Raw genomic sequence first — 20,946 nt, forward strand, 5'->3', positions numbered from 1 at the left:
GAAAAGGTAAAGGGAGGTTCATCAATTGAACATCTTCAATATTGCAGTTATGCATATTAAAAGAGATTTCAGAGACGTAAGAACTTTAGTTTTTATGTTAGCATTTCCGGTTGTACTTATGCTTGTGTTAGGAACAGCGTTAACGAATGCATTTGATAGCGATAGTCAAGCGATTAAAGATATACAAGTGCTCTACAAAGATGAAGCGAGTAGCACATTTTCTCAATCGTTCGAAGCATTTACGAAAGAAGTCGATAAATCGGGTATTCATTTTAAAAAAGCTTCCGAAGGTATAGATGGGAAAGAAGAAGTGAAGCAAAATAAATATGCTGCTTATGTAGAGTTAAATAAAGATGGTGCAAAATTTTATGGAAGTGACAAAAGTAGTGTTGAGGGAAGTATTGTGGAAGGCATGCTTACAACATTTGTTGATAAGTACAATGTAGCGGCCGAAGTTGCAAAAGTAGATCCTAGTAAGGTGAGCACAGTTTTTTCAAGCGGAAATCATAATGATTATATAAAAGAAACATCTTTACAAGCTGCGAAAAAACCAGGTTCTATGGATTACTACGCGGTTGTAATGACAACGATGATTGCACTATATGCTGCGATGGGAGCGAGTTCTTTAATTCGAGGAGAACGAATACGTAAAACAGGAGATCGTCTCATTGCTGCACCTATAAGTAAGGCTGAAATATTCATTGGAAAAGTACTTGGTAGCCTAGTAGCAAATGCTCTGTGCATATTACTCGTCATGTTATTTAGTAAATTTGTTTTTCAAGCGAATTGGGGCGACCATCTTGGAATCATATTTCTTATTTTATTAACACAAATTTTTCTAGCAATTAGCTTCGGTTTAGGAATTGGATATATTACAAAAACACCGGAATCATCTAGAGCAATTATTATGGTTATTGTGCAATTATCCTCTATTTTTGGTGGTGCATATTTCGTAATAGAAGAAAATTTCGTTACGAATTTATCACCATTAACGTGGGCAAACACAGCTGTTATGAAAATTATTTATGCAAATGATGTAGGAGCAGCACTACCGGTAATATGTTTAAACCTTGGCATTTCAGCACTCTTTTTATTAATTGCAATTATTGCATTACGTAGACGGGAGGGGCTATAGTATGAAAGATATTTTATGGCTCATACAAAAAACGTTATCTGTACTTTTGAAAAATAAAAAAGGGTTATTCATTATTATTAGTTTGCCGATAATTGGAACACTAATCTCCTTCTCGATGTATGGGAATATGGGGCAAGGGACGTTAAATATCGGGGTTATTAATAAAGAAAATCAATCTATAGCAAATGATACGGTGAAATTTTTAGAAGGATTAAATCATGTAAAGGTAAGTAAAATTAAAGAATCTGAAGTAGAAGATAAACTCACTTCCAAAAAACTTGATGGAGTTATTACATTAGATTCTGGTTTTTCAAAAAGTGTTCGAGAAGGGAAACCAAATCATATTGAAATTTCATCGATTAAAGGTGATCAAGTAACAGGATTTATAAAATCATATTTATACAATTATATTGATAATGTAGCAGCTATTAGTAAAGTAGCAGGAACAGATCAAAGTGCATTTGATACTATGTACGCAGGATATCAAAAAGGTTCATTTAAAATGAAAACTGAGACGCTAGAAGATACTTCGAAAAATAAAGATATGACAAACCAAACGATGGGTTACCTTATTATGTTTATGCTATTTTCAGCAGCGAACTTATCAGGTTATATTTTAAAAGAAAAGGAAAATAGAACGTATTTTAGACTCTTATCAACGCCGATAGATGGGAAGAAATTCATATTATCTAATGTCGGGGTAAATATGCTGCTATTAACAGTACAAATTCTGATTACAATCTTATTCCTAACGAATATTTTTCATATAAATATCAATATGCCTTTCATAGTGATGATTGGTGTACTCATGCTATTTGCTTTAATAGCGATTGGAATATCGTTAGTCCTTGTCGCTTTTTCGAAAAACTCAGCATCAGCAAATGCACTGCAAAATATGATTATTGTACCAACATGTTTACTGGCTGGATGTTATTTTCCTTATGACATTATGCCAAAAGCGGTACAAAAAGTAGCTGATTTTCTTCCGCAGAGATGGCTATTAGACACAGTATCAAAACTACAACAAGGAATTCCAATTTCAGATTTGTATTTAAATATTTTAATCTTATTTGCTTTTGCAGTAGCATTCTTCTTAATTGCTATTTATAAGTTTGGAAGAAATAATGATGCGAGAAACTTTGTTTAATATGAAAAGGGTGTGACGTTAAGTCGCATCCTTTTTTGTATGAAGCATGAAATCTAAATTTGAATGACAAAATAGAAAGGTGGAAAGAAAATGAGCGGAAGGAAATCAAAATGATTAAAAAAATATTGCGAGTTACTTCTATTGTAATTACTATTTTCGTTTTTGTTTTAATTTGGATGCATATTGACGTTACGCTCGGAAGAAAAATGGAAGTCGGGAAAAATATGCCGACAGAGTACGCTCCTCATTATAGTGATTTTCAATTATATGTAGAAGGAAAGTCATTTTATAAACAGTTATTTACTGATATAAGAGAGGCGAAGCAATCTATTTACACGTACTTTTTCATTTTGTCGGATGATAAAAGTAGCCATACTTTTTTAAACTTATTAAAAGAGAAGGCGAGAGAAGGAGTAAACGTATATTTATCTGTCGATTTACTTAACGATTTATCATTTGAAAGAAAGGTGAAAAAAGAATTACAGGAAAGTGGCGTGCATTTTACATATAGTAGAAAACAGGAATTACCATTCGGGTTTTATTCCCTACATCATCGTAATCATCGCCGTATTACGACGATTGATGGAGAAATTGGCTATACAGGCGGATTTAATATAGGAGATGAGTACTTGGGGAAAGATAAGCGATTTGGATATTGGCGTGATTATCATGTACGGCTTAAAGGAGAAGGAGCAAAAGATTTAGAGGAGCAATTCGCTTTAGATTGGAAGCGAGATACGAAAGAAGAGATAAAGAGAAGTACGAATAAGGCTAGCAAAGGGAATACATTACATACTATGACTAGTTACAATGGCCATTACGTTGCTGAGAAATATATAGAGCTCATAAAACAAGCTCAGCACTCAATTGTAATTGCAACGCCGTATTTTATAGCGAAAAATAAAGAATCTATGAATGCTTTAATCGCGGCGCAAAAGCGTGGTGTTACAGTAAAAATACTTTGGTCATATAAACCAGATCTACCTCTTATAAAAGAAGCGGCGTATCCATACATACGTCAGGCTGTTAATAATGGGATTACTGTATATGGGTATAAAAAAGGAATGTTTCATGGAAAGTTAATGCTGATTGATAATGAGTTAACTGTTATAGGTACAACAAACTTTACTTCGCGTAGCTTCAATATAAATGATGAAATGAATTTTTATATTTATGGTGGTCCTATTGTAGAACAAGTTAATAAGGCGTTAACAGAGGATTTTCATGATTCGAAAGAAATGACGAAAGAGTTTTTTGAAAAGTTATCTTTTTGGGAGCGTTGTAAGGAGAAAGTAGCGGGATTGGTTGACTTCTATTTGTGATGATGAATTAGGAAAGGGTGCCTACAAAAGACACCCTTTTTTGGTGGGAAATCATTATTTTTCATGCACCAGCAATGAAGCATCATCATTAATCAACGTCCCTACATGCTCCCCTAAACAAATTCGTTTCATCACTCCAGGCTCATCAAAGTTAAAGACATGTGCTGGTAAATTGTAGTCTCGGGCAAGCAGTAATGCTGCTTGATCCATGACTTGTATATTTTGTCTAACAACATCATTATAGTTTAGTTTGCTGTACATTTTTGCTGATTTGTTATGCTTTGGATCACTTGTAAAAACGCCGTCGACACCTTGTTTTGCGACTAATATGGCATCACTATTCATTTCAATAGCTCTTTGTACGCTTGGATAATCTGTCGTCACGAACGGTTGCCCGTTTCCGCCTCCAAAGATAACGATATAACCGTTATCTAAATGGTGGACTGCACGCAAACGAATGTATGGTTCAGCTACTGCATTAAATGGAATGGAAGTCATAACGCGCACTTCTCTATTTGTTTTACTTGTTAAAACACCGCGAAGCATTAAGCTGTTAATAATTGTACCTAACGTACCGATATTATCAGCTTCTACGCGATCAATTCCCCATTCTTCAGCTAGATGACCTCTAAAAATGTTACCGCCACCGATGACGATGGATACTTCGATACCTAAATCAACAATGGATAAAATTTCGTTTGCGATATGTTCTAATCGTTTGGAGTTAAAGCTATTTCCAGTTTGATCGGCAAGTGCACCGCCGCTTAATTTAATTAAGACACGTTTATATGGTCTCATAACTATTCCCCCTATATAGATCGCAATAAAAAAGGAACAAAGGCGAATGCCTTTGTTCCTTTTTAAGAAAATGAAAAAGAAAAGAAGAAGATAGGACGAATTTCTTTGTATAGTTTCTCATAACATCCACTCCTTTTCATTTCGATTTTTTTTAAGTATATATCTTTTTGATTATACGAAACAATCTGATTACTTATCAAGTTTATTTTATCGTTTTTTAACAAAATGGTGTCAATGAAAAAAAGAAGAAAAATATTTGAATTTTTTGTGACGAACTTGTAGGTTTTTGTATGATTTTGTAGGTTCGCTTATAAGATGTGTAAGTAGCTTTTATAAATTCAAATTGAAAGCGTTCGCATGAAGGGGATGAACATAAATGAAAAAATTCGGATTGGCAACACAAATTTTTGTAGCGCTTGTTTTAGGGATTGTAGTAGGGGCAGTCTTTTATGGCAATAAAACGGCGATTTCTTATATCACACCAATTGGAGATATATTTATTCACTTAATTAAGATGATTGTAGTACCAATTGTTATTTCAGCATTAATTGTTGCAGTAGCTGGTGTAGGAGATATGAAAAAGCTTGGGAAACTGGGCGGTAAGACAATTCTTTATTTCGAAATTATTACGACAATTGCTATTTTAATGGGATTACTTGCAGCGAATATATTCCAACCAGGTACTGGTGTTGATATGAGTAATTTACAGCAAAGTGATATTTCTTCTTATAAACAAACTGCAGATGCAACCGAGAAGAAAGGTTTTGCTGAGACAATTGTTCACATTGTACCGAAAAACGTATTTGAATCGATTGCACAAGGTGACCTATTACCGATTATATTCTTCTCAGTATTATTCGGCTTAGGAGTTGCGGCAATTGGGGAAAAAGGAAAGCCTGTCTTTAACTTTTTTGAAGGCGTACTCGAAGCCATGTTTTGGGTTACAAATCAAGTGATGAAATTTGCACCATTTGGTGTATTCGCATTAATTGCCGTTACGGTTGCAAAATTTGGTGTAGCGACATTACTTCCGCTAGGAAAACTAGTGCTAGCTGTATACGTAACTGTTATACTATTCGTTGTGATTGTATTAGGTATTAATGCACGAATGGTTGGCGTAAACATTTTTACATTAATGAAAATTTTAAAAGAAGAACTGATTCTTTCGTTTACGACAGCAAGTTCAGAAGCTGTTTTACCTAATATAATGAGAAAAATGGAAGAGTTCGGTTGTCCAAAGGCAGTTGCCTCTTTCGTAATTCCGACAGGTTATACATTTAACTTGACTGGATCGGCTATTTATCAAGCGTTAGCGGCATTGTTTGTTGCACAAATGTACGGTGTGCACATGTCATTAACGGAGCAAATAACGTTATTATTCGTTCTCATGTTAACATCCAAAGGTATGGCGGGAGTTCCAGGTGCATCGTTCGTTGTTGTATTAGCAACGTTAGGTTCAATGGGGTTACCACTAGAAGGTATCGCGTTAATTGCGGGAATTGACCGCATTTTAGATATGATTCGCTCATCTGTCAATGTATTAGGAAATGCATTAGCGGCCATTGTTATGTCGAAGTGGGAAGGCGAATTCGATAATGAGAAAGCAAAACAATATGTAGAAACAGTCAAAGAAACAAAAGCAGCATAAGAAATCGTTAAGGAGTGAATAATCATGGCAACATTAACTGAAGTTAAAAATGGTGTTCGAATTGAAAAAGATTTTTTAGGTGAAAAAGAAGTGCCAAACTATGCATACTACGGCGTACAAACAATGCGTGCAGTAGAAAACTTCCCAATTACAGGATACAAAATCCATGAAGGCTTAATTAAAGCATTCGCAATTGTAAAAAAGGCTGCAGCGCTTGCTAATACAGATGTAGGAAGATTGGAATTGAACAAGGGCGGCGCGATCGCAGAAGCCGCTCAAGAAATTCTTGATGGAAAATGGCATGATCATTTCATCGTAGATCCAATCCAAGGCGGAGCAGGTACTTCAATGAATATGAATGCAAATGAAGTCATGGCCAATCGTGCTCTTGAATTATTAGGAATGGAAAAGGGAGACTATCATTATATTAGTCCAAATAGTCATGTAAACATGGCGCAATCAACAAACGATGCATTCCCAACGGCGATTCATATTGCAACATTAAATGCATTAGAAGGCTTATTACAAACGATGGGTTATATGCACGATGTATTTGAATTAAAAGCAGAGCAGTTCGATCATGTTATTAAAATGGGTCGTACACATTTACAAGACGCTGTGCCAATTCGTCTTGGACAAGAATTTAAAGCGTATTCTCGCGTACTTGAACGTGATATGAAACGTATCAAGCAATCACGTCAACATCTATATGAAGTAAATATGGGAGCAACTGCAGTTGGTACAGGCTTAAATGCAGATCCAGAATATATTGAAGCAGTTGTAAAACATTTAGCTACAATTAGTGAACTGCCACTTGTTGGTGCAGAAGACTTAGTAGATGCAACGCAAAATACGGATGCATACACAGAAGTATCAGCAGCACTGAAAGTATGTATGATGAATATGTCTAAAATTGCGAATGACCTTCGCTTAATGGCATCAGGTCCACGTGTTGGCTTAGCGGAAATTATGTTGCCTGCTCGTCAACCAGGTTCATCTATTATGCCAGGGAAAGTAAACCCTGTTATGCCAGAAGTAATTAATCAAATTGCGTTCCAAGTAATTGGTAACGACCATACAATTTGCCTTGCTTCAGAAGCAGGACAGTTAGAATTAAACGTTATGGAACCAGTACTTGTTTTCAACTTACTTCAATCTATTAGCATTATGAATAACGGTTTCCGTGCCTTTACAGATAATTGCTTAAAAGGAATTGAAGCGAATGAAGATCGCTTAAAAGAGTATGTTGAGAAGAGTGTAGGAATTATTACAGCCGTGAACCCTCATATCGGTTATGAAGCAGCAGCTCGCGTTGCGAAAGAAGCAATTGCAACAGGTCAATCCGTTCGAGAACTTTGTGTGAAAAACGGTGTACTGTCACAAGAAGACTTAGAGTTAATTCTAGATCCATTCGAAATGACGCACCCAGGGATTGCAGGAGCAACTCTTTTAAAGAAAAATTAAAAGAAGAGGGGGGACAATCCCCTCTTTTTTGTTTACAATATAGAAATGCTATATATGAATAGAGGTAGGGATGTTATGAGTAAGTTTACAGTAGCTTCTAATGGTTCATTAGAAACGACATTAAGAGGAGTAGAAGTATTATCGACACCACTTTTAAATAAAGGGGTCGCTTTCACGCAAGAAGAGAGAGAAGAATTAGGTTTAAAAGGGTTATTACCGCCAGCAGTTTTAACATTAGAAGAACAAGCACGCCGAGCATATGAACAATTCTGTTCTCAGCCGGATGATTTATTAAAGAACGTATATTTAACAGCGTTACATGATCGAAATGAAGTATTATTTTATCGTATATTAACAAATCACTTACGTGAAATGTTACCAATTGTATATACACCAACAGTCGGTGTAGCAATTCAAAGGTATAGTCATGAATACCGTAAACCGCGTGGTGTGTATTTATCAATTAACGATCCGTCGGGTATCGAAGAAGCATTCGCCAATATCGGTGCAACAGCTGAAAACATTGATTTAGTCGTTGTAACAGATGGAGAAGGCATACTTGGAATTGGTGACTGGGGTGTTGGTGGTATAAACATCGCAATCGGGAAATTAGCTGTTTATACGGCCGCAGTTGGTATCGATCCTAGCCGTGTATTACCGGTAATTTTAGATGTGGGTACAAATCGTGAGGAACTATTAAACAATCCATTTTATATTGGAAATCGTCACCCTCGTATAACTGGTGAAGCTTACGATGAATTTATTGATACATTTGTACAAGCAGTGAATAAACAATTCCCGAAAGCACTTTTACATTGGGAAGACTTTAGTTCTCGAAATGCACGAAAAATTTTAGATAAATATCGTCATGATATTTGTACATTTAATGATGATATTCAAGGTACAGGTGCAGTTTCACTTGCTGCTGTGTTATCGGCAGTGAAAGCTTCTGGTGTACCATTAAGTGAACACCGCGTTGTTGTATTTGGTGCTGGTACGGCTGGAATCGGTATCGCAGATCAAGTTAGAGATGCGATGGTCCGCGTAGGCGTATCTGAAGAAGAATCATATAAGCGTTTCTGGTGTATTGATCGTAACGGATTAGTTACAGATAATATGGAAGACCTTCTTGATTTCCAAATTCCGTACGCAAGAAAAGAAGCGGAAGTAAGTGAGTGGAAGCAAAATGATATGATCGGACTTGCTGAAGTTGTGAAACATGTAAAACCGACAATTTTAATTGGTACATCTACTGTTGCGGGCGCATTTAAAGAGGAAATTATTAAAGAAATGGCTTCTCACGTAGAAAGACCAATCATTTTACCAATGTCGAATCCAACACCGCTTGCTGAAGCAAAGCCAGCAGATGTAATCGAGTGGACAGAAGGAAGAGCATTAGTTGCAACAGGAAGTCCATTTGAACCAGTTACATATAACGGTGTAACGTATGTGGTTGGACAATCAAATAATGCACTTATTTTCCCAGGGCTTGGTCTTGGAACAATTGTAGTACGTGCAAGCGTTATGACGGATGGAATGTTCGCAGCAGCTGCTGAAGCAGTTGCAAGTATGGTAGATACAAGTCAGCCAGGAGCACCTATTTTACCAGAGGTCGAAGAATTACGTAATATCTCAGAAATGGTTGCAATTGAAGTAGCTAAAGTTGCAGTTGCAGAAGGTGTTGCAAGAGTGAACTTAAGTGATAACGATATTAAGATGGCAGTGAAAGAAGCAATATGGGAGCCGGAGTACCGCCAAATAAAAGCGGTAGAAAAGGTTAGAATATAGAAAAAAAGCCCGTTTATAACAATAAGCGGGCTTTCGCTTTACTACTGAAAAAAAGTATAGGAAGTGGCACCTTTGAATTGGAATCAATTATGGAAGAAAGATATGTCCCTTTTAATTATATTAATGGTCGTTGTTCCTATTGCTGGGGAGCTGAACTTTCATCCCTTTAATGATACGTTTCGAGTTAGCTTCGGTACACCGCTATTTTTCTTTTTATTATTATTTTTAAGAAGAGTACCAGCAGGAGTTGCAGGTATTCTTGTTGGTATATCTGTAGTCTTATTCCGAGTATGTCTTGACTGGATCATGCAAGGTTCATTTCATATGACAGAATCATTTTATTTGCGTTATCCTGTGTTCTTCTATTATTTTATTTATGGCAGTCTTTTTTCGCTTTGCAGGGTAAATAAGTTCCATCAGAAACCAATCATTATTGGATGCCTTGGCATTTCAATTGAAATTGTTGCAAGTATGTCAGAACTTGCGTTCTATCACATGTTAGTACTCGGTACAACAATAACGATTTCTGAAGTAAATAAACTTATTATTATTGCTATTTTTCGTAGTTTCTTTGCACTTGGTTTTTTAAATATGATGAATTTATATGAAACGAAATTAAAAGAATCGCAAGTTCGAAAAGAAAATGAAAACATGTTAATGCATCTTTCTAATTTATATGTGGAATCTGTTCATTTGAAAAAGACATTACAAAATGCAGAGTTAATTACACAAGAAGCATATCAACTATATCGAAATTTACAAGCGAACGATGATCCCAATAGTAAAACAGCATTGAAAATAGCAGGAGAAGTGCACGAAATAAAAAAGGATAATCAAAGAATTTTTGCGGGATTATCTAAACTGTTATTAGATAAAAATGTAGCTGAGTATGTAGAAGGACATGAGCTTACAGAAATGATTGTAAGAATAAATGAAAAGTACGCTGGAATGCTAGAGAAAGATATACGTTTTTCTAAATATATAGAAGGTGAACACGCTGCATATCACGTGTATACAGTGCTATCAATCTTTAATAACTTAGTTGCCAATGCAGTGGAAGCAATTGAAGATAGAGGTCTCATTCATATTGATTTATATAAACGAGAGCAACATGTAATATTTGAAGTAATTGACGATGGCCCTGGTATTGCACAAAAGTATAAAAAATTAGTATTTAAGCCCGGGTTTACTTCTAAGTATGATCAAACAGGAACACCGTCAACAGGCATTGGACTTTCTTACATACATGAAATGGTAACAGAGCTAGGCGGAGAAGTAAGATTAGAAGACAATGAAACCGGAAAAGGGTGTAAGTTTATCGTTTGTTTACCGGAGTGCAGTTTAAAGCGGGAAGGGGAATAGATTTGTTTTATTATATCGTAGACGATGATGAAGTTTTCCGTTCAATGCTGTCGCAAATTATTGAAGATGGAGATCTTGGAGAAGTAATTGGTGAGGCGGATGACGGAGCTTTTATTGAAGCGGATCAACTAAATTTTAAAAAAATAGATATTTTATTTATTGATTTGTTGATGCCGATGAGGGACGGAATTGAAACAGTTCGTCACATTGCGTCAACTTTCACGGGGAAAATTATTATGATTTCTCAAGTGGAATCGAAGCAGCTTATAGGTGAGGCATATACATTTGGTGTAGAATATTATATTACAAAACCATTAAATAAAATCGAAGTTGTATCTGTTGTACGCAAAGTGATAGAGCGTATTAGATTGGAGCGTTCTATACATGATATTCAAAAATCATTGAATAACGTGTTTCAGTGGGAAAAACCGCAATTGCGTACTGAACCAGTACAAGAAGGAAAAAAGATAGGGGATTTAGGGCGATTTTTACTATCAGAACTCGGTATTGCGGGAGAGAATGGAAGTAAAGATTTACTTAGTATGCTGGAATATTTATATGGTCAAGAAAAGGCACAGACATTTGACTTTGGCTTTCCTGCGTTAAAAGAAATTTTTCATCATATTACGATAAGGAAATTAGGGGATATAGCTTTAGAGGCGGATATTGATAAAGAGAAAAAAGCGTCTGAACAAAGAGTACGTCGAGCTATTTATCAGTCGTTAAATCATTTGGCTTCTTTAGGACTAACAGACTTTTCAAATCCAAAATTTGAAAGCTATGCTCCAAAATTTTTCGATTTCACTGTAGTTAGAAAACGGATGACAGAAATGACGAAAGATGAACTTGCATCTTCTGGTCATACGCGAATTAATACAAAGAAGTTTATTCAAGTGTTGTATTTTGAGGCGAAGAGGTTGATGGAAATAGAGTGAAGAAGATGCTTATAAATAAGCATCTTTTTTGTTAAATCAACATTTTATATTTTCTCGTGGAGCATGTAAAATGTTAAGTAAGAGAAAATGGTTTTATATTAAGGAAGTGTCAAAGCGATGAGTTTCACATTGAATAAATCGATTATTAAAGAAGTGTGCGGAGAGACCTCATATAAAAGAGGTGAAGCCTATTATAAATCAAATAAAGTGATAATAAATCATTATGATAAAAATAAAGAAATTTGCGAGGCTACAGTAAAAGGGAACGAGGATTTCCATGTTACAGTAGAAAAAGCTAAAAAGGGTGATGTTGTTGCAAAATGTAGTTGTCCTTCATTATCGTCTTTTCAAACGTATTGTCAACATGTTGCAGCAGTATTAATACAAATAAACTATAATCAACAAACAGGTGGAATGAGCTCCACTAGTAACAGAAACGATCAATTGACAAGTGGTATGTTTCAGCTGTTTGCGGACAAACCACTGAGGCCAAAAAGTAAACAACACCGTTTTGATACACGCGAAATATTAGATGTTGAGTTTATATGTACACCAGTAGCTACGAGAAGTGGTGGAGCTCTACTTGGAATTCAATTGAAACTTGCCAAAGTGTATTTCATAAATCATATTAGAGAATTTCTTTCTAAGGTGGAGAAAAGAGAGTCTTTTCATTGTTCAAATGAATTTACATATACGCCAGATGTACATAGTTTTAAACAAGAAACGGATGCGATTATCCAGCAGCTCATTAAAATGTATCATAACGAAAAAATGTATGAGGATGCGCTAGAAGTACATGCGAAACAAGATGAAAGTATGATATTCATACCACCAGCTTCATGGAAAGATATGCTCTCTTCACTTTCTAAAGTTGAATATGTACAGCTGAAACAAAATGAACAACTGTTTCAGGGATTACAAGTTTCAAAAGGTTTGTTGCCGTTACACTTTGAATTTACAAAGGGAAATAATGGCGGATTTACACTTCATATAGATGGTCTAAATCGTGTACGAGTTATGGATATGTATAACAATGCACTTTACGATGGGAAATTATATCACTTACACATTGAAGATTGTATGCGACTTATTGAATTACAAAAGATGATAAGTCGCTCAAATAGTAATCAGTTTTATATTCCAGAAAGTAAGATGAAACATTTCGTCGGGAAAGTTGTACCAGGATTAATGAAGCTCGGAACTGTACACATTGATGAAGTAATATCGGATCGTGTTGAAACACCTTCGCTAAAAGCGAAATTGTATTTAGACCGCGTGAAAAATCGCTTATTAGCAGGTCTTGAATTTCACTATGGGAACGTCATGATTAATCCGCTAGAAGAGGATGGACAGCCGTCTGTTTTTAATCGTGATGAGAAAAAGGAAAAAGAGATTTTAGACATTATGAGTGAAAGTGCCTTTGCAAAAACAGAAGGCGGTTACTTTATGCATAATGAAGAAGCTGAGTATAACTTTTTATATCACGTCGTGCCAACATTAAAAGGTTTAGTTGATATTTATGCGACGACAGCAATTAAATTGCGAATTAGTAAAGGGGATGTAGTTCCTCTTATTAGAGTGAGAAGAAAAGAAAGAATTGATTGGTTGTCATTTCGTTTTGATATAAAAGGAATACCAGAAGCAGAAATTAAAGATGTATTAGCGGCCCTTGAAGAGAAACGTAAATATTATCGATTGGCGAACGGTTCTTTTTTATCGCTAGAGAGTAAAGAGTTTAATGAAATTAATCAGTTTATAAAAGAATCAGGTGTTCGGAAAGAATTTTTACATGGAGAAGAGGTAAATGTTCCGCTTATTCGGAGTGTAAAATGGATGAATGGACTTCATGAAGGCAATGTTTTAAGTGTGGATGATTCTGTTCAAGAGTTAGTAGAAAACATTCAAAATCCGAAAAAATTAAAGTTTGCTGTGCCAAATACTTTAAATGCAGAAATGAGAAAGTATCAAGTATATGGGTTCGAATGGATGAAAACACTTGCTTATTACCGTTTTGGCGGTATTTTGGCAGATGATATGGGACTTGGAAAAACGTTGCAAAGCATTGCTTTTATAGATTCTGTTTTGCCTGAGATTCGAGAAAAGAAGCTGCCTATATTAGTCGTTTCACCATCATCTCTTGTTTATAATTGGTTTAGTGAATTGAAAAAATTCGCCCCGCATATTAGAGCGGTTATTGCAGATGGAAACCAAGCAGAGCGCCGGAAGATTTTGAAAGATATAGCGGAATTTGATGTCATAATTACGTCATATCCATTACTGAGAAGAGATATAAGATTATATGCAAGACCATTTCATACACTATTTCTTGATGAAGCACAGGCGTTTAAAAACCCTACAACACAAACGGCAAGAGCTGTGAAAACAATTCAAGCTGAATACCGTTTCGGACTAACGGGGACACCTGTAGAAAATTCATTAGAAGAGCTATGGTCTATCTTCCATGTCGTTTTCCCGGAATTATTACCAGGAAGAAAAGAGTTCGGTGATTTAAGGCGTGAAGATATAGCGAAGCGAGTGAAACCATTCGTATTAAGACGGTTAAAAGGGGACGTATTAAATGAGTTGCCAGAGAAAATAGAGCACTTACAATCATCGGAGTTATTACCCGATCAAAAGAGTCTCTATGCTGCTTATTTAGCGAAGTTAAGGGAAGAAACGTTAAAGCATTTAGACAAAGACACGTTACGTAAAAATAAAATTAGAATTTTAGCTGGTTTAACGAGATTGCGACAAATTTGTTGTCATCCCGCTTTATTTGTTGATGATTACAAAGGAAGTTCAGCTAAATTTGAACAACTGTTAGAGATTCTAGAGGAATGTAGAAGTACAGGGAAGAGAATATTAATTTTTTCTCAATTTACGAAGATGCTTTCTATTATTGGTCGTGAGTTAAATCGACAAGCAATTCCATACTTTTATTTAGACGGGAGTACACCAGCGCAGGAACGTGTAGAGCTGTGCGATCGGTTTAACGAAGGAGAAGGAGAGCTATTTCTCATTTCTTTAAAAGCTGGTGGTACCGGACTTAATTTAACTGGTGCAGATACAGTAATATTATATGATTTATGGTGGAATCCAGCTGTTGAACAACAAGCGGCCGATAGAGCGTATCGAATGGGACAAAAAAATACAGTGCAAGTTATAAAGCTAGTAGCTCAGGGAACAATTGAGGAGAAAATGCATGAACTGCAAGAAAGTAAGAAAAATTTAATCGCTGAAGTGATTGAGCCGGGAGAAGAGAAATTGTCCTCAATCACAGAGGAAGAAATTCGAGATATTTTAATGATTTAATATAAAAAAGCTATGCCTTCAAATTGATGAGGGCATAGCTTTTTTGTTGTAATAATTATATTTTGTTTTGTACAAAGTAAAGAAATCAAATGTTATTTAAATTACTTCTTTGTACCTTTACTTTTGTATGGTTTGGCAGCTGCCTTTTTCTTTGCACTTGATTGCCAACGGTTCCATCCTTTACTTCCTGTACCTTGTCCTACACCTTTTTTCGGTTTTGCTTTCGTTTTACTCATATGATCACTCCGTTATATAAAAATCTTATTTGATAATAGTCAATGATTTAGAAAATACTCTTTATAAATGACTATGATTACTTTAAGTAAAAATAAACTGCTTGAATGCTATAGTATATCATGAAATTGCAAGTAAACTGAAAGGAATTATAAAGAAAATGAAAATAATAAGAAATACTGCGGATTCTATATTCCGAACGATCACATTAATTGTTGTGTATACGTTAGTTTCGATCAGTGAAACATTTTTTGGATTGACGAGGCAGAAAAAGTAAAGATGTTAAATTAACAACAATCAATAAAGCCGTAAAATAAAGAATTGAAAAACATTTTAAAACTTTTTGTTGACTTTCTTTATTTTTTGTATAGAATAATCATTAATAAAATGTTTCAGAGATGTGACAACAAAACGACTATGAAAGGACGAGTAGTAGTAGGACGTAGTTTAAGCGAGTCAGGGGTGGTGTGAGCCTGATACGAAGCCTATTATGAAGAACCTCCTGGAGTTGCTAACCGAAATCCTTTATAGGAAAGTAGACTTAGCCGGGAACTTCGCCGTTACAAGAAGAACAGTATCGAGATATTTTATCTCCGTACTGTATAAGTGAGCAACCTCTGTTGCTAATTTGGGTGGTACCGCGGAACCAAAGCCTTTCGTCCCAGTTTTTTGGGAAAGAAGGGCTTTTTTTGTTGGCTTCTTTTCACAACATCCAAACATTTTAGGAGGAAACCACCATGTATCAATCATTAATGACAGTAAGAGAGACTCAAATCGCAATTAAGGAAGTTAAAACATTTTTCGAGGACCAATTAGCAAAACGCCTTGAACTATTCCGCGTATCTGCACCATTATTCGTAACGAAAAAATCAGGATTAAACGATCACCTAAACGGTGTAGAACGCCCAATTGAATTTGATATGTTACATTCAGGAGAAGAATTAGAAATTGTTCATTCACTAGCGAAATGGAAACGATTTGCATTACATGAATACGGATACGAAGCTGGTGAAGGTTTATATACAAACATGAACGCGATTCGTCGTGATGAAGAACTTGATGCAACGCATTCCATTTACGTTGACCAATGGGATTGGGAAAAAATCGTTCAAAAAGAATGGCGTACTGTCGATTACTTACAAAAAACAGTACAAACAATTTATGGAATATTCAAAGATTTAGAAGATCACTTATTTGAAAAATATCCGTTCCTTGGAAAGTATTTACCAGAAGAGATTGTTTTCATTACTTCTCAAGAACTAGAAGATAAATATCCAGAATTAACACCGAAAGATCGTGAACATGCAATTGCGAAAGAACACGGTGCAGTCTTTATTATTGGAATTGGTGATGCACTTCGTTCAGGTGAAAAGCACGACGGACGCGCAGCTGATTATGACGATTGGAAATTAAACGGTGATATTTTATTCTGGCACCCAGTACTACAATCTTCATTTGAATTATCATCAATGGGAATTCGTGTTGATAGTAAATCACTTGATGAGCAGTTAACGAAAACTGGTGAAGACTTCAAACGTGAGTATGATTTCCATAAAGGTATATTAGAAGACGTACTACCATTAACAATCGGCGGTGGCATTGGACAATCAAGAATGTGCATGTACTTCTTACGTAAAGCACATATCGGTGAAGTTCAATCTTCTGTATGGCCTGACGATTTACGTGCAGCTTGTAAAAAAGAAAACATTCATCTGTTTTAATAGAAGTGAGGGAATAGCTTAAATATAGAGCTATTCCCTCTTTTTTACAAAACGTCACTTGCTTACTTATTACCGAGTTCTTCCGCCAAACCGATTAAAATTCCTTCGACTCCACGAATGTAGCAGAGACGATACGAGTTCTCGTACTGAACTACTTCGCCAACGAGCTCTGCACCATGCTTAGTGAGTCTCGATACCATTTCGTCAATATCTTCAACGGTGAACATGACGCGTAGATAACCGAGGGCGTTTACAGGAGCTGTTCGGTGATCTGCTATAGTAGGAGGGGTGAGAAATCGCGAAAGTTCAATTCGGCTGTGGCCATCTGGAGTGGCCATCATAGCGATCTCTACGCACTGAGAACCGAGTCCAGTTACGCGACCAGCCCATTCACCTTCGACATTGGCTCGACCTTCGAGATTCAAGCCAATCTCCTCAAAGAAAGAGATTGCGTTATCAAGGGATTCTACAACGATGCTGACATTGTCCATTCGTAGTAATTTGTTTTTTGCCATAGTCTTATCTCCTTATGTATAAAAGTCTATTATTTAATTATCCTCATAATTATACTACTAAGTAGTTACAAATTCCTTTCAGTTAAAAATACCTTGTCACAGTATAGGAAAATGTGACAAGGTGTTTTTTAATATGTCATATAGCATCGTGTTAACGAACAGCTTTTTATTTAATAGGAATGTAATACATTAATATGATTTTTTTAGTATTACTAAATAGATGAGATTAGCTCATTTGCACGAAAGGCTCAATTTTCGCCATAAATGATTGATGCAGCGCCTCAACGCCTGTTACTAAATGAAGGCGGTCAATAACGACAGACACTTTAATTTCTGATGTACTTACCATTTTAATATGAATATCTTCTTCTTTTAAAGTAGTGAACATATTTGCAGCGACACCTGGGTTAGATACCATGCCAGATCCTACGATTGATACTTTTGCTAAGTGATTTTCATGTTCTACAGATTCATAGTGAAGAGTTTCTTGATTTTGTTCCAAAACTTCTAAAGTTTCTCTTAAATCATTCGAATGAATGGAGAAGGAGAGGTGTACAGTTCCTTCATTTGTAATACTTTGAATTATGATATCTACATTAATGTGTGCTGCTGCTAATGTAGAGAAAACTGTTGAAAGCGAGCCTTGTTCTAATCCTTTAATTGTGACACGTGTAATGTTATCCTCAAATGCAATACCTTTAACGATTGATTGTTGTTCCATGTTACATTCTCCTTTTACAATTGTTCCGTTTTCTTGTTCCATACTTGAGCGAACTTCTAAAACTACGTTATGATTTTTAGCAAACTCAACAGCGCGCGGGTGTAATACGCCGGCACCGAGATTAGCAAGCTCTAACATTTCGTCATAAGAAATTTCGTCTAATTTGTAAGCATCTTTTACAACTCGTGGGTCCGTCGTATATACGCCTGTCACGTCCGTATAAATATCACATTTTTTTGCTTTAAGTGCAGCGGCTAGTGCGACAGCAGTCGTATCAGAACCACCACGGCCAAGCGTTGTAATTTCATTTTCTACACTTATACCTTGGAAACCAGCTACGATAACAATCGTGCCTTCAGCAAGATAAGATTGAATACGATTTGTATGAATGTCAGTAATCCGTGCACTACTATGTACAGATTCTGTCGTAATACCTGCTTGCCACCCTGTTAATGAAATTGCATGATAGCCTTTTGCTTGCAGTGCCATTGTTAATAATGAAATAGTTACTTGTTCTCCTGTAGATAGAAGCATATCCATTTCACGTTTACTTGGATTTTCTGTGATAGCGTTAGCGAGTGCGACAAGTTCATCTGTGCTTTTTCCCATTGCTGAAACGACAGAGACAATGCTATGACCTCGTTCATATTCTTCAATAATTAAATTTGCTACATGTTGAATGCGTTCGACGCTTCCGACAGAAGTGCCACCAAATTTTTGAACAATTGTTTCCATTACAAATTCCTTCTTTCGTCTATTTTTAAGAATAGATTAGGAAATATATAAATCCCAATACTCCTGTAGTTACCAGAAAGACAAACAAAAAACACCATCTCAAATAAGTGAGGATGGTGCTGTTACAGGAAAAGGGAAACAGAAAACGGAGCTAATAAAAAAACCGCCAAAAAAGGAATATCATAAAAAATGATATCTCTTTTTTGTAGATAGCTCTTCATACGTACACGTCTGTACATATGACAGTTCTGTTTCTATTCGAAAACAGCCCCAATTGACAAATGCAGAGAAATTTATCAATTTCGGCAATACTTCCTTTCATCTAAGTTCATAGACATCTCTGTGTCTCCATTAGAATACTCATAAGTATCGCAACCTCTATCTCACGTTTTAGGCGAGAGTGTTTGATTTATGAAGTTATTGGTAACATTTGTTTTATAATAATTTAAATTTTTCGGGGAATCAAGTGTTTTACATATATTTTAAAAATTCTTTCTTTTTACAGAAAAGTTTGTGAAAAATGTAGCAAAATAAATTCATTGCATGTACATTAAACTTATAGTGCATAGGAGGTGGGAGAATGAAAAGGAAACAGCCTATTTATGTTGCGACAAAAATGAACACGACGATGGAAAAATTATGGAGATATACGCAAGAACCAGATATACATACAGAGTGGGATGCTCGCTTTACTGAAATTTCGTATTTAGGGAAAAAAGAAGGAGAACCACAGAAGTTTTTGTATAAAACAAAGATTGGATTTGGGCTTGAAATAGCTGGAGAAGGGGAATCAATAGGTGAAATAAGAAAAGAAACTGGTGAAAGAATTTCCTCTTTAAAATTTTGGACGGATAATACATTATCTCTTATTCAAATAGGACGTGGTTATTGGAAGTATACGCCGAATAAAGAATACATCCATTTTGAGACACAATATGATTATGATACAAGATTTGGTCGTATAGGAAATGTAATAGATTCCTATATTTTTCGTCCGTTATTAGGTTGGGCGACCGCTTGGAGTTTTGATGCCTTAAAATTATGGTTAGAAAAGGGGCTTCATCCTAGGTTACTAATTAGAAGAACAATGACGTATTGGCTCGTATGCTTTTTATTTGCTTTTGTATGGATATATCAAGGGATAGTGCCGAAACTACTGTTTACTCATTCAGAAGAAGTAAAGATGCTTTCTGTATTAATTGGTTCAAATGAAAGTAGTGTATATATACTTAAAATAATTGGGGTGTTAGAAATAATTTTCGGTGTCGTATGGCTGTTGCCACTAACAAAACGAAAATTATTTATACTGCATATTATTGTATTACTAGTTTTAACGTTAGCGGCAGGATTTACGAATATCGCAAGCTTTACAGGGCCGTTTAATCCGATTACATTAAATGTTCTTCTAATGGGGTTATCAATTGTCGGTTATATAAATAGTTTCGATTTACCAAGCGCGAAAAATTGCAAGAGGGCGAGAAAGGGATAAGTGTATGGCTAATATGTATGAACGATTATTAGGGGATACCTATAAAAATCTTCATCCTGAATTGCAGAAGCGTTATGCCATTACAGAAGAGAATAGTTTTACAGGGGAAGGAAAGATGGATGAAATTTACGGTGGCTCTTTTTTCGTGAAATTTATATTGAAAATTGCATCGAAGTTTCGAATGTTTTTCTCGGAACGAGGAGAGGAAATTCCATTTACGATACAAAACATAGCTGAGCGAGATGAATATGGACAAGAATTAGTAAGGTGGAACCGTACTTTTTATTTTCATAATAAGAAAAGATATTTTAACGCAGTTATGCAATTGGATGAAAACGAAAATGAAATTGTAGATTATTTTGGCGAACCACATTTACTCGTTTCTACACTACATTTTCATATCGATGAGTTAGGGGCAATGCATATTGCTTCAAAGAAACAATGGTTTTATATGTTTGGAAGAAAAATTCCGTTGCCAAAATTCTTGTATGGTGAAGCAAAAATTGTTGAAAGTTATGATGCAACACTACAGTGTTTTCGAATTCATGTACAAGTACGAAACCCGTTAATTGGCTCGCTTTTTTCATATAAGGGAACATTTGTGGAAAGGAAATAAACGA

16 protein-coding genes, 1 riboswitch and 1 other annotated feature are annotated in these 20,946 nt (G+C 35.6%); of the genes, 12 read left to right on the forward strand and 4 right to left on the reverse strand.

Annotation, left to right across the window (positions count from 1 at the left end; translation table 11 throughout):
• Positions 1–25 precede the first annotated feature (25 nt).
• The 3 genes from BCG9842_RS08435 to BCG9842_RS08445 all read left to right on the forward strand — a co-directional run bounded on the left by BCG9842_RS08435 (position 26) and on the right by BCG9842_RS08445 (position 3,604).
• Complete coding sequence (locus BCG9842_RS08435) at positions 26–1,135, forward strand: ABC transporter permease (RefSeq protein WP_001020189.1); 1,110 nt, start codon at positions 26–28, stop codon at positions 1,133–1,135.
• A gap of 1 nt (position 1,136) precedes the next feature.
• Positions 1,137–2,282: an ABC transporter permease gene (locus tag BCG9842_RS08440; RefSeq protein ID WP_000651861.1), complete on the forward strand. Its 1,146-nt coding sequence runs from the start codon at positions 1,137–1,139 to the stop codon at positions 2,280–2,282.
• Positions 2,283–2,392: 110 nt separating this feature from the next.
• A complete protein-coding gene (locus tag BCG9842_RS08445) occupies positions 2,393–3,604 on the forward strand; it encodes a phospholipase D-like domain-containing protein (RefSeq protein ID WP_000591944.1) in 1,212 nt (403 codons plus the stop codon).
• Between the two features lie 54 nt (positions 3,605–3,658).
• Here the strand turns inward: BCG9842_RS08445 and pyrH are convergent, their stop codons facing one another.
• A complete protein-coding gene (pyrH, locus tag BCG9842_RS08450; protein WP_001248060.1) occupies positions 3,659–4,402 on the reverse strand; it encodes a UMP kinase in 744 nt (247 codons plus the stop codon).
• A 376-nt stretch (positions 4,403–4,778) separates the two neighbouring features.
• Here pyrH and BCG9842_RS08455 point away from each other — a divergent pair, with 376 nt between their 5' ends.
• The 6 genes from BCG9842_RS08455 (at position 4,779) to BCG9842_RS08480 (ending at position 14,911) form a co-directional block, all read left to right on the forward strand.
• Positions 4,779–6,050 carry a cation:dicarboxylate symporter family transporter gene (locus tag BCG9842_RS08455; RefSeq protein WP_000713293.1) on the forward strand — a complete coding sequence of 424 codons (1,272 nt, stop codon included), beginning with the start codon at positions 4,779–4,781 and terminating at the stop codon, positions 6,048–6,050.
• 24 nt (positions 6,051–6,074) lie between these two features.
• Positions 6,075–7,514 (forward strand): aspartate ammonia-lyase, encoded by a 1,440-nt coding sequence (gene aspA, locus BCG9842_RS08460; protein WP_000224183.1) that lies wholly within the window; start codon positions 6,075–6,077, stop codon positions 7,512–7,514.
• A gap of 75 nt (positions 7,515–7,589) precedes the next feature.
• On the forward strand, positions 7,590–9,302 hold the full coding sequence (gene malS, locus BCG9842_RS08465) for an oxaloacetate-decarboxylating malate dehydrogenase (RefSeq protein WP_015945744.1): 1,713 nt from the start codon (positions 7,590–7,592) through the stop codon (positions 9,300–9,302).
• 63 nt (positions 9,303–9,365) lie between these two features.
• A complete protein-coding gene (locus BCG9842_RS08470) occupies positions 9,366–10,664 on the forward strand; it encodes a sensor histidine kinase (RefSeq protein WP_079997134.1) in 1,299 nt (432 codons plus the stop codon).
• A gap of 2 nt (positions 10,665–10,666) precedes the next feature.
• Positions 10,667–11,599: a response regulator gene (locus BCG9842_RS08475; RefSeq protein ID WP_000500296.1), complete on the forward strand. Its 933-nt coding sequence runs from the start codon at positions 10,667–10,669 to the stop codon at positions 11,597–11,599.
• Between the two features lie 117 nt (positions 11,600–11,716).
• On the forward strand, positions 11,717–14,911 hold the full coding sequence (locus BCG9842_RS08480; protein ID WP_000011069.1) for a DEAD/DEAH box helicase: 3,195 nt from the start codon (positions 11,717–11,719) through the stop codon (positions 14,909–14,911).
• Between the two features lie 101 nt (positions 14,912–15,012).
• Here the strand turns inward: BCG9842_RS08480 and BCG9842_RS08485 are convergent, their stop codons facing one another.
• On the reverse strand, positions 15,013–15,147 hold the full coding sequence (locus BCG9842_RS08485) for a DUF3934 domain-containing protein (RefSeq protein ID WP_000047588.1): 135 nt from the start codon (positions 15,145–15,147) through the stop codon (positions 15,013–15,015).
• A 406-nt stretch (positions 15,148–15,553) separates the two neighbouring features.
• Positions 15,554–15,812, forward strand: a binding site (T-box leader).
• Between the two features lie 70 nt (positions 15,813–15,882).
• On the opposite strand from BCG9842_RS08485, the gene asnA reads away from it, so the two are divergent.
• On the forward strand, positions 15,883–16,866 hold the full coding sequence (gene asnA / locus BCG9842_RS08495) for an aspartate--ammonia ligase (protein ID WP_000284912.1): 984 nt from the start codon (positions 15,883–15,885) through the stop codon (positions 16,864–16,866).
• 62 nt (positions 16,867–16,928) lie between these two features.
• On the opposite strand, the gene BCG9842_RS08500 is transcribed toward asnA, so the two are convergent.
• Both BCG9842_RS08500 and BCG9842_RS08505 read right to left on the reverse strand, forming a co-directional pair.
• Positions 16,929–17,381, reverse strand: coding sequence for a VOC family protein (locus tag BCG9842_RS08500; protein ID WP_001107256.1), 453 nt, complete (start codon positions 17,379–17,381; stop codon positions 16,929–16,931).
• A gap of 226 nt (positions 17,382–17,607) precedes the next feature.
• Positions 17,608–18,837 carry an aspartate kinase gene (locus tag BCG9842_RS08505; RefSeq protein ID WP_000448041.1) on the reverse strand — a complete coding sequence of 410 codons (1,230 nt, stop codon included), beginning with the start codon at positions 18,835–18,837 and terminating at the stop codon, positions 17,608–17,610.
• Between the two features lie 202 nt (positions 18,838–19,039).
• A riboswitch (Lysine riboswitch) is annotated at positions 19,040–19,226 on the reverse strand.
• A gap of 191 nt (positions 19,227–19,417) precedes the next feature.
• On the opposite strand from BCG9842_RS08505, the gene BCG9842_RS08510 reads away from it, so the two are divergent.
• The gene (locus BCG9842_RS08510) at positions 19,418–20,326 is read left to right on the forward strand and encodes a DoxX-like family protein (RefSeq protein WP_000823953.1); all 909 of its coding nucleotides are present in this window, start codon (positions 19,418–19,420) and stop codon (positions 20,324–20,326) included.
• A 4-nt stretch (positions 20,327–20,330) separates the two neighbouring features.
• A complete protein-coding gene (locus BCG9842_RS08515; RefSeq protein WP_000002648.1) occupies positions 20,331–20,942 on the forward strand; it encodes a DUF4166 domain-containing protein in 612 nt (203 codons plus the stop codon).
• Positions 20,943–20,946: the final 4 nt, after the last annotated feature.

The organism is Bacillus cereus G9842, assembly GCF_000021305.1.
GTDB lineage: Bacteria > Bacillota > Bacilli > Bacillales > Bacillaceae_G > Bacillus_A > Bacillus_A thuringiensis_S.